The organism is Mycobacterium europaeum (genome assembly GCF_034555895.2).
GTDB classification, from domain to species: domain Bacteria; phylum Actinomycetota; class Actinomycetes; order Mycobacteriales; family Mycobacteriaceae; genus Mycobacterium; species Mycobacterium europaeum.
This window is the reverse complement of sequence record NZ_CP157315.1, coordinates 2,155,527-2,171,798: the sequence shown is the minus strand read 5'-3', so window position 1 is coordinate 2,171,798 and position 16,272 is coordinate 2,155,527. Positions and strand designations below refer to the sequence as shown.

The 16,272-nt window shown below is 67.6% G+C and carries 14 protein-coding genes; 8 read left to right on the top strand and 6 right to left on the bottom strand.

The window, feature by feature from the left end; translation table 11 throughout:
- Positions 1-199: 199 nt before the first annotated feature.
- The gene (locus U8D42_RS09820) at positions 200-844 is read right to left on the bottom strand and encodes a SecDF P1 head subdomain-containing protein (protein WP_322860286.1); all 645 of its coding nucleotides are present in this window, start codon (positions 842-844) and stop codon (positions 200-202) included.
- Between the two features lie 99 nt (positions 845-943).
- Here U8D42_RS09820 and U8D42_RS09815 point away from each other — a divergent pair, with 99 nt between their 5' ends.
- The 7 genes from U8D42_RS09815 (at position 944) to U8D42_RS09785 (ending at position 9,359) form a co-directional block, all read left to right on the top strand.
- Entirely contained in the window at positions 944-1,624 is a 681-nt protein-coding gene (locus U8D42_RS09815) for a TetR/AcrR family transcriptional regulator (RefSeq protein ID WP_322860287.1), read from the top strand.
- A 262-nt stretch (positions 1,625-1,886) separates the two neighbouring features.
- Complete coding sequence (locus tag U8D42_RS09810) at positions 1,887-3,092, top strand: cytochrome P450 (RefSeq protein WP_322860288.1); 1,206 nt, start codon at positions 1,887-1,889, stop codon at positions 3,090-3,092.
- A complete protein-coding gene (locus U8D42_RS09805) occupies positions 3,089-3,925 on the top strand; it encodes a mycofactocin-coupled SDR family oxidoreductase (protein ID WP_322860289.1) in 837 nt (278 codons plus the stop codon). The genes U8D42_RS09810 and U8D42_RS09805 overlap by 4 nt, the downstream gene beginning before the upstream one ends.
- A gap of 30 nt (positions 3,926-3,955) precedes the next feature.
- The gene (locus tag U8D42_RS09800) at positions 3,956-4,924 is read left to right on the top strand and encodes an enoyl-CoA hydratase/isomerase family protein (RefSeq protein ID WP_085238991.1); all 969 of its coding nucleotides are present in this window, start codon (positions 3,956-3,958) and stop codon (positions 4,922-4,924) included.
- A gap of 19 nt (positions 4,925-4,943) precedes the next feature.
- Positions 4,944-7,289, top strand: coding sequence for a CaiB/BaiF CoA transferase family protein (locus tag U8D42_RS09795; RefSeq protein WP_322860290.1), 2,346 nt, complete (start codon positions 4,944-4,946; stop codon positions 7,287-7,289).
- A complete protein-coding gene (locus U8D42_RS09790) occupies positions 7,286-8,050 on the top strand; it encodes an SDR family NAD(P)-dependent oxidoreductase (RefSeq protein ID WP_322860291.1) in 765 nt (254 codons plus the stop codon). The genes U8D42_RS09795 and U8D42_RS09790 overlap by 4 nt, the downstream gene beginning before the upstream one ends.
- Positions 8,051-8,081: 31 nt before the next feature.
- Positions 8,082-9,359: a hypothetical protein gene (locus U8D42_RS09785; RefSeq protein WP_322860292.1), complete on the top strand. Its 1,278-nt coding sequence runs from the start codon at positions 8,082-8,084 to the stop codon at positions 9,357-9,359.
- A gap of 1 nt (position 9,360) precedes the next feature.
- Here U8D42_RS09785 and U8D42_RS09780 read toward each other — a convergent pair whose 3' ends face one another.
- The 3 genes from U8D42_RS09780 to U8D42_RS09770 form a co-directional block, all read right to left on the bottom strand.
- Positions 9,361-10,743 (bottom strand): HNH endonuclease signature motif containing protein, encoded by a 1,383-nt coding sequence (locus U8D42_RS09780; RefSeq protein WP_322860293.1) that lies wholly within the window; start codon positions 10,741-10,743, stop codon positions 9,361-9,363.
- Between the two features lie 91 nt (positions 10,744-10,834).
- Positions 10,835-11,995, bottom strand: coding sequence for a DUF1214 domain-containing protein (locus U8D42_RS09775; protein ID WP_085238996.1), 1,161 nt, complete (start codon positions 11,993-11,995; stop codon positions 10,835-10,837).
- Positions 11,985-13,217 carry a sulfotransferase family protein gene (locus tag U8D42_RS09770; RefSeq protein WP_322860294.1) on the bottom strand — a complete coding sequence of 411 codons (1,233 nt, stop codon included), beginning with the start codon at positions 13,215-13,217 and terminating at the stop codon, positions 11,985-11,987. Before U8D42_RS09770 ends, U8D42_RS09775 begins: the two co-directional genes overlap by 11 nt.
- A gap of 96 nt (positions 13,218-13,313) precedes the next feature.
- Here U8D42_RS09770 and U8D42_RS09765 point away from each other — a divergent pair, with 96 nt between their 5' ends.
- The gene (locus U8D42_RS09765) at positions 13,314-13,925 is read left to right on the top strand and encodes a TetR/AcrR family transcriptional regulator (RefSeq protein ID WP_322860295.1); all 612 of its coding nucleotides are present in this window, start codon (positions 13,314-13,316) and stop codon (positions 13,923-13,925) included.
- A gap of 5 nt (positions 13,926-13,930) precedes the next feature.
- Here the strand turns inward: U8D42_RS09765 and U8D42_RS09760 are convergent, their stop codons facing one another.
- Together U8D42_RS09760 and U8D42_RS09755 are read right to left on the bottom strand one after the other, a co-directional pair.
- A complete protein-coding gene (locus tag U8D42_RS09760) occupies positions 13,931-15,046 on the bottom strand; it encodes a M24 family metallopeptidase (RefSeq protein WP_322860296.1) in 1,116 nt (371 codons plus the stop codon).
- On the bottom strand, positions 15,036-16,271 hold the full coding sequence (locus U8D42_RS09755; RefSeq protein WP_322860297.1) for a M24 family metallopeptidase: 1,236 nt from the start codon (positions 16,269-16,271) through the stop codon (positions 15,036-15,038). Before U8D42_RS09755 ends, U8D42_RS09760 begins: the two co-directional genes overlap by 11 nt.
- Position 16,272 lies beyond the last annotated feature (1 nt).

The following is a 16,272-nucleotide window of genomic DNA, read 5'->3' as shown; positions in this document are numbered from 1 at the left end:
CGCAGGCCCACCCGGGACCGTGGCCTCCGCCGGTTCCGCCGGGTCCGCACGTCGTCGACAATGGCCATTTGAATCCGCTGCCGCCTGGGCAAGTCAAGCAAATTTGCCCCTGGCAGGCGCCGCCCGGCCATTGGGTCGGTGGCCCGCACGGCGTTCCCTGCACCTGATGCCGTGACCCGCTGACGGCGGGTGTGACCAGTCAGGTTGGCCGGCCGGCCAGTTGGGCCAGGCGCGCAGCGCCTTCGGCCGTTTGGGTGGTCAGCGCGATGCGTCCGGAAGTGACCTGTCCCTCGATGATCGGCGCCTCGATGACGAGATCATCGCGGACGAAGGCCACATGGTCTTGCAGGTGCGCGCCGGTGTATGTGGCCCATGCGGCCGCCGACGGCGGGTCGAGGATCAGCGTCACGCCGTAGAAGCCGGCGGTCAGCGACTTGGGTGGGTCCACGTGTATCAGCCCCAGCTGCATCGTCTCCGGGCCGAGCATGTATAAGGTCGTCCGCCCGATGTCGCAGGTGGTGAGCGCATCGGTCGGCGCGGCGGGGTGATTCGGGTCGGTGGCTGGGCACTTCTGCGGGCTGGCCGGTTGCGATTTGTTGACCGGGCGGACCGGCAGCGGCGCGATCTTAACGCTGGGCGCAACCGGCGCGGCCGGTGTCACGGTGGTGGGTGTCGTGGTGGTGGTCGACGGGTGCGCGGCTTGGTGCCGCGCCGCATGGCAGCCGCACGTCAACGCGCCGAGCAGACCGCCGCATGCCAGCCAAGCGGCCGCGATGCGGAATCGGCCCCGAGCGGGGCGGCGCGACACCGCCCGCGCTTCTTCACCAATCCGGCGTCGAGTCATCCGGCCATTCTTCCAGTCCAGGATGCCTCGCCATGGCCGTCACACGGCTCTTTACCGACACTACGAATATAGAGTAGCGTCTCGACCGGAGAGGACGTCATGGACAAACGCCGAAAGCCTAATCCCGGTGAGCGCCGCCGCGACTTGTGTGATGCGGCGATTCAGTTGTTGGCCGACGACGGGACCAAGGGACTGAGCCATCTCAAGGTGGACCGCAAGGCGGGGGTGCCCGACGGGACGACGTCGTTCTATTTCCGCACCCGCTCGGCGCTGCTGCGGGCCGTGGCCGAGCGCCTCGCCGAACTGGATCTCGCCGATCTGCAGTCCGTCGCCGACGACTCCGACGGCCGCGGGGACAACCCGTCGCCCTCGCGGCTGTCGCAGGTGGTCATCCGATCCGGCAACGAGCCGCAACTGTTCCGGACCAAGGCGCGCTACGAGCTGACCATGCAGGCCGCCCGCGACCCGGCGCTGGCCGCCATCCTGCAGCGGGCCACCGACGAATTCACCAAGCTGCACCGCGAGATCCTGGTTCAACTCATGCCGCACGGTGCGGACCTGGACCCCGCCGTGGTCGAGGATCTGAGCAATGTGACGCTCACGTTCATCAACGGTCTGCTGGTGCGGTTCGCGCACGGTGACCGGATCGTCGACACTCCCGAGCAGCTCGACGGGATCCTTTCGGCCGTCGCGGCCGGCATCCTGCGCAGCCCGTACCAGGGCCGGCTGACCGAGACGGCCGGACAGCGCCCGCCGCGGTCGGCCACGGCGATCGGGTGACCCGGACCGGCCATGCGCGCAATGGCGGCGGGTCGTGCGGCACGGGGTCTTGCCAGAGCATGGGCGTTATGGTTCTCTACGAGAATAGAGTTACGGCACGCTGACGGGTGGATTTCGACCCGGCCGGTGCGTATCTCGCAGCAACGCAATTAAGCGGAGTGTACAAATTGCCCGAACCGGATCCGGCGCTGCAACACTGGCAGCGCGAGCGCTGCTCAGGCGGTACGGATGGCCCGGAAACGGCGGCCCTAGGAGGGGATTCGTGACGACGAGCACCGATAGCCATGTGCGATTCGACCCGTACGATGTCGACCTGATCGCCGACCCGTACCCGATGTTCGCGCGTCTGCGCGAAGAAGCGCCGCTTTATTACAACGCCGAATACGACTTTTTCGCGGTAAGCCGGTATGCCGACGTGAACAAAGCGCTCGTCGACCACGCGACTTTCAGCTCCGCCCGGGGCGCAATTCTGGAATTGATCAAGGCCAACCTCGAGATTCCCTCGGGGATGCTGATCTTCGAAGACCCGCCGATTCACGACGTGCACCGCAAGTTGTTGTCGCGCATGTTCACCCCACGACGGATCGCGTCGCTCGAGCCGATGATTCGCGACTACTGCGCCCAGCTCCTGGATCCGCTGGTCGGCTCGGGCCACTTCGACTTCGTCGCCGACCTCGGCGCACTGATGCCGATGAAGGTCATCAGCTCGCTGCTGGGCATCCCCGAAGACGACCAGGTGTACATCCGCGACCGGGGCAACGCCCAGCTGCGCACCGAGGCGGGCAAGCCGATGGATGCCGCCCAGCACGGCCTGTCGGTGGGCGAGCAGTTCGAGGCCTACATCGACTGGCGCGCCGACCACCCGTCCGATGACATCATGACCGAGCTGCTCAACGTCGAGTTCGTCGATGAGACCGGCACCACGCGGCGGCTCACCCGCGACGAGATCCTCGTCTACCTCAACGTCGTGGCCGGCGCGGGCAACGAGACCACGACCCGGCTGATCGGTTGGGCCGGAAAGGTTCTCGCCGAGTACCCCGACCAGCGTCGCGACCTCGTCGCACGCCCCGAACTGATCCCGCAGGCGATCGAGGAGTTGCTGCGCTACGAGCCGCCCGCCCCCCACGTTTCACGGTATGTGACCCGCGACGTCGAGCTCTACGGCCAGACAGTTCCCGAGGGCAGCGTGATGATGATGCTCATCGGTGCGGCCTGCCGCGACGAACGCCAATTCGGGCCCGACGCCGGCGATTTCAACATCCACCGGACGGTCCGCCCCCACCTCACCTTCAGTGTGGGCACCCACTTCTGCCTGGGGTCGGCGCTCGCGCGCCTGGAGGGCCGGGTCGCGCTGGAAGAGATTTTGAAGCGATTCCCCGAGTGGGAGGTCGACCTGGCCAGCGCCACGTTGAGCCCGACCTCGACCGTGCGGGGCTGGGAGTGCATGCCGGCTCTGGTGCCCAGATGACCGGCCGCGTCGAGGGGAAGGTCGCCTTCATCAGCGGCGCCGCCCGGGGCCAGGGCCGCAGCCACGCGGTGCGCCTGGCTCAGGAGGGCGCCGACATCATCGCCATCGACGTCTGCGGGCCGATCGAAAACCTGGCCTATCCTCACTCGACGCCGGAAGATCTGGCCGAGACGGCCGAGCTGGTGAAGGCCCAGGACCGTCGCATCGTCACCGCGCAGGTGGACGTCCGCGACTACCAAGCGCTGAAATCCGCGGTGGACGGCGGAGTGGAACAACTCGGGCGGCTCGACATCATCGTCGCGAACGCGGGCGTGGGTACCGACGGCAGGAAACTGCACAAGATCCGCGAGGACGTCTGGCAGGACATGATCGACATCAATCTGACGGGCGTCTGGCACACGGTCAAAGCCGCCGTCCCGCACGTGCTCTCGGGCGGGCGGGGCGGATCGATCGTGCTGACCAGCTCCGTCGGCGGGCGCAAGGCCTACCCCAACACCGGCCACTACATCGCGGCCAAACACGGCGTCATCGGTTTGATGCGTTCCTTCGCCGTGGAACTGGGCCAGCACATGATCCGGGTCAATGCGGTACTGCCCACCCAGGTCAGCACCACGATGGTGATGAACGACAATACGTATCGGCTGTTTCGCCCGGATCTGGAAAACCCGGGACCGGACGACTTCGCCCCCATTTCCCAGATGATGCACACCCTGCCCGTCCCCTGGGTGGAAGCCGCGGACATCAGCAACGCGGTGCTGTTCCTCGCCTCTGACGAATCCCGTTATGTCACCGGCGTTTCGCTCCCCGTCGACGCGGGCAGCTTGCTCAAATAGGCGCAAATTCAAGAGAAGTTGGAGAAGACCATGCCCGAATACGACTACGAAGAAATGAAGAAGGAAGCCGAGCAGTACATCAAGTTCGAGAAGGACAAGAAGAACCGGATCGCCTACATCACCTTCAACCGCCCCGAGGAACTCAACTCCACCACCTTGGGCATGCGGCAGAACTACGCCGACCTGATCCACAAGTGCAACGTCGACGACGACGTCAAGGTCGTCGTGATCCGCGGGGAGGGTGAGGATTTCGGAAGCGGCGGAGATCTGCCCGAGCAGCGCGGAATGCTGGAGAACCCGGGGATGCCGCTGCTGCACGAGCTGGCGATCAACGACGACGACGTCAAGTACCCGCCCGGTGGGTCCTACCGCTACCTGTCCACGGTCACCGACTTCTACGCCAAGGCCCGCGCCGGGAACCGCCCGCTGCAGGAGCTGCGCAAGATCAGCATCATCGAGGCCAAGGGTTACTGCTACGGCTGGCACTTCTACCAGGCCGGCGACGCCGACCTGGTGGTCTCCTCCGACGACGCCCTGTTCGGGCACCCGGCCTTCCGCTACGTGGGCTGGGGACCGCGGCTGTGGTGGTGGGCCGAGACGATGGGACTGCGCAAGTTCTCCGAAATGCTGTTCACCGGGCGCCCGTTCACCGCCAAAGAGATGTACGAGTGCGGCTTCGTCAACAGCGTGGTGCCCCGGGAGAAGCTGGAAGACGAGACGCTGAAGTACGCGATGGCGTGTTCGCGCTCCCGGCCGACCGACACGGTCGCGGTGCAGAAGACCTTCCTCGAGCTCTACAAGCAGCACAAGGGCGAGTACTTCGGCAGCCTGCTCACCGGCATGGTCGAGGGCATGCTCCCGATGATCGCCAACGACGCGGAAGAGGTCGACCTGACCGCGGGCACCTTCGAGAAGGGCCTCAACAATGTGGTCAAGGACAACGACCTGAACTTCCCGCCGGAGTGGCGCCTGAGCCGCTCCGGACGCGCGAAGCCCTGACCGTGTTGGACGGGCTGGCGTGTCGGCGCTGACGGGTTTTCGGGTCGTTGAGCTGGCCGGCACCGTCGCGGGAGAGTACTGCGGAAAGCTGTTGGCGGACTTCGGCGCCGAGGTCATCAAGATCGAGGCGCCGGGGTGCGGCAGCCCGACGCGGGCGATGGCGCCCATGGTGGCGGACGGGTGCGACGGAAGCGCGCTGTTCGCCTACCTGAACACCAACAAACAGTCGGCCGTGCTGGATCTCCGCTCCGAGGACGACGTCGAGACCGTCCATCGGCTCATCGGCGGCGCGGACGCCGTCATCGACGACGGTGCCATTGATCGGGCGGCCGGCTGGCCGCAGCGGCATCCGGATGTGGTGTTCTGCTCGATCACGCCATTCGGTCGGGACGCCCCCCGCGAGTTCGCCAATGCCAGGAGCATCAACGTCTTTCATGCCAGCGGCTGGGGGTACCACACGCCCAGCCACCCCGACCCGGCCAAGCCGCCATTGCAGGGGCCCGGCCGATTCCTGGCCGACTACGAGGCGGGATTGGACGCCGCGCTCTGCGTGGCGGCGTCGCTGTTCGGGCGCCTGCACGGCGGCCGCGGCGACTCCATCGACGTCTCCGCACATGCCGTGCTGGTTTCCCGCGCGGACTGCATCCTCGGCCGGTTCGTTACGGGCGAGGCGACGGCCGCGGGCCACCGCGGTGACTACGATCAGGCCGGCCCGGCAGCGTTTTTCGCATGCGCCGACGGGTTCGTGTACCTGTACATGACGAGCCGCGCGCACTGGCTGGGCGTGAAAGAACTCATGGGACAGCCGGACTGGCTGGACGCGTTCGAAGACGACTGGCTGGAATTCTCCGTCACCGCGGAAAAGGTCGCCGCATTCCGGCGGGGCTTCGCGGCGTGGGTCCGCGACCGCCCCAAGGAGGAATCGTCCGACCAGGCTCAGCGCCTGGGCGTGCCGCTGGTGCCGGTCAACGGAGCCGCGGACCTGCATGCGTCACCGCAATACCGCCACCGTGGCTTCTTCCAGCGGGTCAATCACCCGGTGCTCGGCGACGCGGCATATCCGACGGTGCCGTACGCGTTCAGCGCGTCACCGGCCCGGATCACCTCGGCCGCACCCACTCTCGGCCAGCACACCGGGCGGGTGCTGGACTGCATCGGCTCCCCGCGCCCACGGCCGCGCGCCCAGGCCGCGCAACTCAAACCGGCCAGGGAATCGCGCGGTGGGCCGCTCGACGGGGTGCGGGTCGTCGAGCTCACCAAGGTATGGGCCGGCCCCTACGCGGGCAAGCTGCTGGCGATGCTGGGCGCCGAGGTCATCAAGATCGAGACCGCGGGCAGCCCGGAGGAGATGCGGGCCTACGGCGGCACCGACATCAACCACGCGCCCTACTTCCTGAGCATCAACCCCGAAATCCTCAGCGTGGATCTCGATATCAAGTCCGCCGACGGTATGGCGCGGTTGCGCGAGCTGATCGCCCGCAGCGACATCGTAATCAACAATTTGCGCCCGCGCGCGATGGAACGCCAGGGCCTGGGATATGCGCAGTTGAGGGAGATCAAGCCGGACATCATCTCGGTGTCGATCAAGATGTGGGGCAACGACGGACCGCTGGGCCATCAAACCGGTTACGCGCCATGCTTTGCCGCGCTGGCCGGCCTCGCCCCACTCGTCGGCTACCGAGGTGGGCCGCCCCTGGGGGCGAGCATGCGCTACGGCGATTCGACCGTCGGCGCGGCCGCCGCCTACGCCGCCGTGGTGGCGTTGCTGCATCGCGAAGTCAGCGGAGCCGGGCAGTTCGTCGACCTCTCGGCGGTGGAAACCCTGTCGTCGATGATCGGCGACCGCCTGCTCGAGGAAGCGTTGACCGGGCAACGCCTCGAGCCCAACGGCAACGATCACCCCGACCTGTGCCCGCACGGCTGCTACCCGTGCGCCGACGGCGCCTGGATCGCCGTGGCGGTCGCCTGCGACACGCAGTGGCAAGGGATGTGCGCGGTGCTCGGTGCGGGATCGCTGGCCCGGGAGCCCCGCTATGCCACCATGGCCGGGCGCCGCCAGAACACCGAAACGCTCGACGCCGACCTCGCGCAACTCACGGCAGGCCACGATGCCGAGCACCTCGCGCATCGCCTGCGCGCGGCCGGGGTCCCCGCGGTCAAGAGCGCCACGTCCCTCGACGTGATCGGCGACCGACGACTCTGGGACCGCGAACTGTATCGATTCGTCAGCGATCACGGCGAGGGCCAGCGGCCGATCGTCGGGCCGCCCTGGCGGATGGCGCGCGGTCAGGCGCGCATGGCCCGCGGCGCACCCGACTTGGGCGAGCACACCGAGTACGTGCTACACGAGATACTGGGCGCATGACGGGGACACTCGCACACACCGCGGCGCTGGTGACCGGCGCCAGCAGCGGTATCGGGGCCGCGACGGCCAAAGCACTGGCCGCCGAAGGCGCGGCGGTGGCCCTGCTCGCACGTCGCACCGAGCGGCTCGCCGACCTGAAAGCCGATATCGAATCCGCCGGTGGCACAGCGCTTGCCGTCCCGGCCGACGTCACCGACGCCGAGCAGGTGTCGGCGGCGGTGCGGCGCGCCGTCGCGGAGTTCGGCCGGCTCGACACCGTGGTGAACAACGCCGGGCTCATGCAATCCGGACCCGCGGCCGAGGCCTCGCTGCGGGATTGGGACGCCATGGTGACCGTCAACGTGCAAGGGGTCCTGTATGTCACCCGCGCCGCACTCCCGCACCTGATCGACGCCGCCGCCGATTCCCCGCGCGGTGTCGCCGATCTGGTCACCATCAGTTCGACCGCGGGGTGGGTCGCCCGACCGAACACCGCCGTCTACTCGCTGACGAAATTCGGCGTGAACGCCTTCAACGAGGGCATTCGCCAAGAGGTGCTCGGCAAGCGGGTCCGGGTCGGCGTGGTGGGCCCGGGAACGGTCGACACCGAGATCTTCAGCCACCTCGCCGATTCGTCGCGGGAAGCGTTCGAGCAGCAGACCGCCGGCATGGTCAAGTTGCGCCCGGAAGACATCGCCGATGCGGTGCTGTTCATGGTGACCCGTGATCGCCGGGTGGCCGTCAACCACATGCTGGTGCGCGCGGCCGAACAAACCTGGTAAGCCATTGACTTCTCAGCCATTGACTCAGCCATTGACGTCACAGTGGGCCGTCGGCGACCGTTACGGGCTCGCGTTTCCGGCCGATCCCGCGGCGCTGGAGTGCGCCGGGGCGCGCTTTCTCACCGAAGCCTTTCTCGCGTCCCGGGCGTGCCGAGACAACGGCATCACGCGTATGACGGGATTTCGTGAAGTGGCCGGCGGCAGCACCGGGCGCAAGGCGATGCTCTCCGTCGAATACGCCAGACCCGCAACGGGTCTGCCCACCGAGTTGTTCGTCAAGTTCTCGCGCGACTTCGACGACCCGGCGCGTGACCGGGGAAAGACGCAAATGGAACCGGAGGTGCGGTTTGCCGCACTCTCGGGTGCCCCGGAGTTTCCCATCGCCGTGCCCAGGGCCCTCTTCGCCGACTACCAACGCCGGACCGGCACGGGAATACTGATTACTGAGCGAATCGGATTCGGCGCCAACGGGATCGAACGGCAATATCACAAGTGCCTCGACTACGAGATGCCCGAACCCCTCGCGCACTACCGCGCGCTGGTCACCGCCCTGGCCCGGCTTGCCGGCACCCATCGATCCGGGCGGCTACCGGGGCTGACCGCGGCCTTCCCCGTGGACGTCGCGGCCGCGACGGTGGGGGAGCGGGCGCCGTTGTCGGCCGACAAGCTGGTTCGCCGAGTGGACGAACTGGCCGCGTTCGCACAGGCCCATCCCGGGCTGCTTCCGGAGCTCTCGCCGGAGTTCACCGCGCGCCTGCGCGACGACGTGCCGCGGTTCGCACGCCATGAGCAGACCATCGCAGCCCTGCTCTCCGGCGACTCCGACTACGTTGCGCTGTGCCATTGGAACGCCAATATCGACAACGCGTGGTTCTGGCGCGACTCCGACGGCGTGCTGCGGTGCGGCCTGATGGACTGGGGATGCGTCGGCCAGATGAACCTGGGCATGGCGCTCTGGGGAGCCTTGTCCGGCGCCGAAACGGGCATGTGGGACGCCCATTTCGACGAATTGCTGCAGCTGTTCGCCGGGGAGTTCCATCGCTACGGTGGGCCGGAACTCGAACCGGCCCGGTTGCGGCGGCACACGGTGCTCTACGCCGCGGCGATGGGTGCGGCGTGGCTGCTGGGTGTGCCCGCGTTGATCCGCAAGCGATTCGAGGCCATACCGCGCAGCCGCGCGCATCCCCTGATCCGCGCCGACGAGAGCGTGCGCGCGCCGCTGCAGATGCTGTCGAACCTGCTGTTCGTGTGGCAGCGGCATCGGGCCGGGGATCACCTCGACGCCGCGCTTGCGGAGGGGACCCCCTGAGCTATGCCGCGTCGTCGTCGTCATCATCATCGTTATCGTCGCCGTCGCGCAGCAGCTTCTCCGGATGGTGAAACGTGTTGGTGCGTGGCTGGTCCCTATCCAAGTGTGGCGGCGGTATCCATTCGGTGTCGCCCTTGGCGTTCTTACGCGTGGTCCAGCCGCCGGGTTTGAGCAGGCGGTGATGCGGTCCGCAGGCGAAGGTGAGGCCGTCGATGTCGGTGCGGCGGCACTTGACCCAGTCGGTGACGTGATGCACCTCGGAGAGATAGCCGGGCACGGTGCAGCCGGGGGCTGAGCACCCACGGTCCTTCGCATACAACACGATTCGCTGCCCCGGGGATGCCAGGCGCTTGGTGTGGTGGAGCGCGAGCGCCTTGCCCTTGTCGAAGACGGCCAAGTAGTGGTGCGCGTGGCGAGCCAGCCGGATCACATCGCTGATCGGCAGGATGGTGCCGCCGCCGGTCAGGCCGCGGCCGGCGGCCGACTCGAGCTCCTGCAGCGTCGTGGTGATGACGATGGAGGCCGGCAACCCGTTGTGCTGACCCAGCTTTCCCGAGGCCAGCAACGCTCGCGACGCCGCCAGTAGCGCGTCATGGTTGCGTTGGGCGGTGCTACGGGCGTCGCGGTCGATCGCGGTTTGCGTCGGGGTCCCGTCGACACAAGGCGCGTCATCCAGCGGGTTACACATGCCGGGTGCGGCGAGTTTGGCCAGCACGGCGTCGAGGGTGGCGCGCAGTTCGGGTGTCAGCACGCCGCGCAGCTCGGACATGCCGTCGGCCTCCTGCTTGCCCAGCGTGAGGCCGCGCCGCCGGGTGCGGTCCTCGTCGGTGTAGGTGCCGTCGGGGTTGAGGCAGTCGGCGATATGGTCGGCCAGCTCGGCCAATTGGTCGGGGCGATACTGCGTTCCGTGCGCGGCCAGGTCCGCCTCGACGGCCTGGCGGGTGGCGAAGTCCACCCAGCCGGGCAGCCGATGAAAGAACCCTCGGATCACCGCCACCTGGCCAGTGCCCAGCTTTCCCTCGCGTTGGGCGGCAGCCGTCGCCGGCAAGAGCGGCTCCAGCGGCTCACCGGTCAACCCGCGCCGCGGCCCCAGTTCGGCCGCCTCCTTGACGCGGCGCGACGCTTCGGCGCGGCTGATCAGCGTCGCCTCGGCGATCGCATACGACAGCTTGCCGCCCAACTCCTCCGGAGTGGCCTGGCGGGCCAGGTTGTTGATCAGTGGATGCTCGATGGCCGGGAGTTGCCGGCGCACTCTCTCGCACCGTCCCAACATCGCGAGCTGCTCGCGGGTGGTCGAGGCGTCGCAGTCATAGCCGATCAGTTCTTTGACCGCAGCGTCGATGGTGTCGAAAGCCGCCGACACCGCCTCGGGATCTACACTCACACCCCGAAGCTATCGGAGCCCACCGACAAAAAACCGCCCCTTGAGACCACTGAAACCACAGTGACGCAAGTGATTTCAGTGCCACCGACACCTAGAGGGCGTCGCGCTCGGCAAAGTGACGAGTCCGCGCGTCGATTGCCCGCCTCCGTTCCTCCGCGCTGATCCGCTGTTCCGGCCGGAAGTGCTCGTCCAGTTGGTCCGTCGGAATGACGGTCACTGTCGGCGTCTTCGGCTGATGCGGTGTGCTTGCCCGCCACGTCACCACACCGTCGCGATACCCGCGGGCGTCAAGCCAATTGCGCACGCCGAAGTCCTCGGTCGACAGCAAGACCCGGACCCGCCCCTCCTCAACGTGGGATTGTGCAAGGTTGAGGCTGGTTTGCCGGGCGTCGACATCGATCATCTGGCTCCATCGATTGGTCAGGCAGATTCCGACGTACGGCGAACCGGGAGGGATTTCGTAGTCGATGACGAGCGCTTCGCCGGCATCGAGCGCCCACGATATGGGGACGAACCACGCGCCGGCCATCGCCGAGGGGGGCTGGAGCGGGGGAATGGCAATGTTCTTCGGCAGGGCGCCGAACACCCGCGCCGGAATGTCCCTGACCCACATGGTGAATAGCTCGCGAGACGCCATCAGTTGCGCGTCGAACGCGGCGATCGCCCGCTCGAGCGAATCCGGGCCGGCCGGATCGCCGGGGTTCAGGCATTCGATGCGAACCGTGCCCTTGGTCTCACGGTCCCAGTCGCCGAAGGTTTGGTAACTGCAGAACGAGTCAGCCCCGGCCGGGAGCGGGAACCAGTTCGTGTCGCCCATCTTCCGGCGGCTGAAGAAGATTTCGAACGAACCATCGTCGCCGATGGCGAGGTCTTCGGAGAGCACCTTCACCGACTCGGCCCGCTCATCCTTACCCGCGTAGACGCCGAAGGTCGTCTGCGCGACACAACCCAGCTTCCCGTGGACGCGGTAGTCGTGTCTGTCGTCGATGCGCGCGGTCAGGTACAGCGTATCGGGGTTGGAATGGCCCCAATTCCACGGCGCGTATTGGCCGTTGATGAGATGCGGCCGCGCGGGATCGCTGCGCAGTTGCAGGCCCAGGTATTGGATGTGGCCGAGAAGGCACCCGAGCACGGCCGCCGCGGCACCGTCGTCGAGAGTGCCCTGGGACAGCGCAAGTTCGAGCAGTTCCTCCTGCAGGTCGCGGAAGCGTCGCCACGCCGCGCGTAAGAGTTGCTGTGCGTCATCGCCCACGGCGGTCCTCGATTCCGTAGAAGTCGCGATAGAACTGCAGTTGCGGCCACAATTCGTCGATGTCGAGCCCGTAGTCCGCGGCGTCGTAGATGTTGGGCTTGCGCTTGGCCAGGGCGCGGTCGTCCATGAACAGCCTCATCCTGCGGTGGGCGCCCTCGGTGAGTTCGATGCCGAAGAACTCGTAGATTTCCTGCACGCACGACATGGGGTCGGCCACCATCCGGTCCATCGGAAAGTCGATGAACCGTGGCGGGTCGTGCGCGTACCGCTTACGCAGCTCGACATTGCGGGCCAGCATCCTGCCGGTGCGCCAGCGCATGTACCGGCCGTGGTCGAGCCAGTCGACCTCGTCCTCGACCATCCCGAACACGGTCCCGGCCAGCTTGCAGCTGGAGGCGACGATCTCGGTCGGCTCGCGGTAGGTGGTGACGAAGCGCGCGTCGGGAAATACCGCCAAGATGGTGTCGATGTTCTCCATATGCGGCGGCGTCTTGAGAAGCCAACTCTCGGTAGGGCGCAATCCGCCGCTTTGCATGTACTGCAAGAGCAGTCTCTGTTCCTGGTAGACCCAGGTCAGGTCTTGCCCGGCCAACCACCGGTCATAACCCTGGCAATTGAACATGACGTGGAAAGTCGCGCTGTGGAAGGCATAGGCGTGCAGCAGCGCGCACTCCTGCGCCTCCCACGCGCCGACCGGGTGCGCGGCGTCGAGATCGGGTGCCAGCGCCAGACTGCGGCGGATCTGCTTGTCGCTGCGCCTGATTCGCGGATCGGTATGCATGGTGGCCGGATTCAGCGGTGGATGGAGCTCATCGCATTCCCAGGTGAGCGGGTAGCGGAACCGGTCGTCTCGGCTCAACAGGTGATGGGTGATGGTGGTGCCCGTGCGCGGCGCGCCGACGAGAAAAATCGGCTTCGCGATCATCTCGTCGCGAATTTCCGGGTGCTGACGCAGGTGCTCGGTGAACAGGAGCCGCTGGCGCAGCAAATTGGTGATGTGTGACGTGGCGAGGATCCGGCCGAAACCGTTGAGGCGATCATCGCTTTCGAGCGATTCGATGAGGCGGTCGAGGCCGCTTTCGAAGCGTGGATCACCGAAGTCGGTCAGGCCCCCCGCGCGGTGGCTGGCCCGGTCCATCAACGCCGGCTTGCGCAGGGGGAGCGGATGGGCGCGCAGTCGACGCGCCGCCCGGTAACCGCCGTTCAGAATCCGGAAAGGCACAGGCCGACGGGGTGATTCGATCGCCATGCTGGGGGAGCGCCTCCCTGGGGCCCGCGCGTTGTCTTCCGGTCCGCAAAACATTACGATTTGAACGTAATGGAGTCAATGGCGGGGACCGGTCAGCGACGAGGCGGTGGCGCGCGGTCGCAGGGACGGCCGCGCGACGCCCGCATCGACGAGGCGGTGCTCGCCGCCACGGTCGAGCTCCTGGAGGAAATCGGCTACACACGACTGACCATTCCGCTGGTCGCAGCCCGCGCGGGGGCGACGCCCCCCGCGGTGTATCGACGGTTTCCGAATCGAGTCGAATTGGTCTACGAGGCCGTATTTCCGACGCCGCCGAGTGCCGAGCTCCCGTTGGCCGGCGATCCGGCGGACGTTGTCCGCACCCTGATACGAGCAACGATCGACCTATTCAGCCGACCGGCCGTCCATTCCGCGGTATCGGGCCTGATGGCCGAATTGCCCTCGGAGCCGGGGCTTTCGGCGCGCCTGCTCAGCCGCCTGCAGGGCAGCACGTACCTTCTGCTGCAGCGCTACCTCGACGAGGCCGCCGCCGACGGACGCGCCGCCGACGGTGTCGACGCCCGCGTGCTGGTGGACATGATCGGTGGCACCGTGCTGATGGCCCTGGCCAACGAACGAGTCCTCGATGACGCCTGGGTCGAGCAGAACACAGCCCTCATCGCCAAGGGTCTGGCCCGATAGACTCGTCAGCCTCCGTCGCGCCACACCGGACTGGTGGTCAGCACGTCGGCGCCGGCCTCGGTGATGTGGACGCTGTCCCGCCGGAATACCGCCCCGACGCCCTCCTGCCACACGTAGCCGGTGATCGCCAACACCATGCCGGCCTCCAGCCGGTCGTGTTCGCCCGCGTCCAGCAGCGTTTGGGACACCACGGGTGGATCGAACCCCAGCCCCAACCCGTGCGCGATCGGCATCGGCGGAATCGGTTCGCCGGCCGCCCGATAGGCGGCCACCAAGTCCGAGGTGGGCGCGCCGGGCCGACAGGCCGCAAGCATCTTGTCGTACAACAAATCCGAACGGCCGAACAGCTCCGGGGCAGAACCACCGGCCGGCCAGGTGCGGCCCACTTCCGCGACGTAGCCGTTCGCCAGCGCTCCGGCGGCGAACGCGACGAGGTCACCCTGCCGCACGTCACCCGAATCGGCACGCCGCCAGGGCTGTTCCTTCGACGTCACCCAGGCCGCGTCCTGGGTGGCCGGGGTGCTCACCCCGCCCGCGGCCATGGCCTCCATCATCGCCCCGGCCAGCGTCCGCTCCGACACCCCGGGTGCGAATTCGCAAAGGGCCGCTGCCAATCCGCGTTCGGCGACCCGCACCGCGGTGCCCATCGCCACGATCTCGTCGGACGTCTTGACCCGTCGCGCCGCCCGCATGGCCGGTTCGGCGTCGACGATCTCGGCGTTGGGGAAGGCTTCGGGCAGCAACGCGGCGAAAGTCGGTGTGATCGCGTCGGTTCCGACCCTGCGGGCCGCGTCGGCGCCGTCGATCTTCTTCAGCACGTCGATGAGGGTCATCGGGTTCCAGGCCAGTCCGTACAGGTGATCGTGCCCGATCTCGTCGGGGACGCCCTCGTCGTCGGTGCTGTTGAGGTAGATGTCCTCGGTGGCGCGCACCAGCACGCACATCGGACCGAATGGCCGCGTCCCGGCGATCCACAGCTGCGGTGCGCCGGTGACGTAGCGAATGTTGGCCTGCCGCCCGAGGACCAGGACGTCGAGTCCGTATGCGTCCATTTGGGCCAGCGCCCGTTCCCGACGCCCCGCCCGCAGCGGGTATGCGTCGGGCAGGACGTCAGTCGCCATAGGGGGAGTAGGGGTAGTCGGTGATCGGCTGGTAGCCGTCTTCGGTGATCACCACGATCTCCTCACTGCGATAGCCGCCGGTCCCGTCCTCCCACACCACGGGTTCCAACACCAGAACCATCCCCGGCGGGAAGACGAAGCTGTCATCGAAGTCTTCGCCGAGATCCGTTCCGATCATTGGCGCTTCGGCGGGATAGGTGCCGATGCCGTGGCCCAGGTAGAAATGCGGCAGCCACGGTTTGCGGCCCCCATTGGCCGCGATCGCCGCGCGCGCCAGATCACCCGAGGTGACGCCGGCCTTGGTGACCGCGAGCACCGCATCCAGGATGGCCCGCCATTGCCGGAACTGGTCCTGCTGTCGCGGCGTGGGTCGTTCGCCGACTACCCAGGTCCGGCCGAAGTCGGAGCAGTAGCCGAGGTAGGTGATGCTGATATCGGTCCACAGCACGTCGCCGGCGGCCAGCTCGCGATCGGTGGTCAGCAGCGGCAGCGCAAGATCGCCATGCGTCGTCCACACCCCGGCTTCGCGTGAACTCGGCATCACCTGCCAGATGGCCTCCAGCATGTTGGTGGTGGCACCCAGCTCGAACGCGCGCCGGACCAGCGTGGCCGAGAGGTCGGTCTGCCGCACTCCCGGCGCCAGCGCCCGCCGGACGTCCACGATGGCCTGCTCGGTGATGCGGGCGGCGCGGCGCAGGCAGGACAACTCGTCTCGGGTCTTCACCAGTTGCGCGTCGGCGAGCACGATCGCCGCGTCCGAGGGCGGGCCAGCCGGGAACAGCGCGCGGCCGGCCCTGCGCATCGCCCCGGTCAGTTCGTCCACGGCGACGTTCGCGCCCGGCGGGATCAGACCCGCCAGCTCGCGCGCGAATTGTTCGACCCCGTGGTCGAATTCGAGGTACACGGGTCCGTGCAGATGATCGCCGGGCACCGGTGACTCCGTGGACGCCCCGCCGCGGAACGGCATGAACAGGTGCGGATGTTCGTCGTCGGCGAGCACGACGGCGACCGGGCGCTCCACGTGGGAGAGGCCCGCGTCCAGCAGCGGCCAACTGGCGCCGGTCGCGTATCCGACGTAGCCGTTCATCAGCAGGACCAGCGCGTCGACGCCGTGGGCTGCCATCGCGGACCGGAGCCGCGCCCCGATCTCGGCGCGCATGCGGACCCGGTCCGGTTCATCCGGAATGTCGATCACCGAGCCGTGAGCGGTGAGCGAATCGGTCATC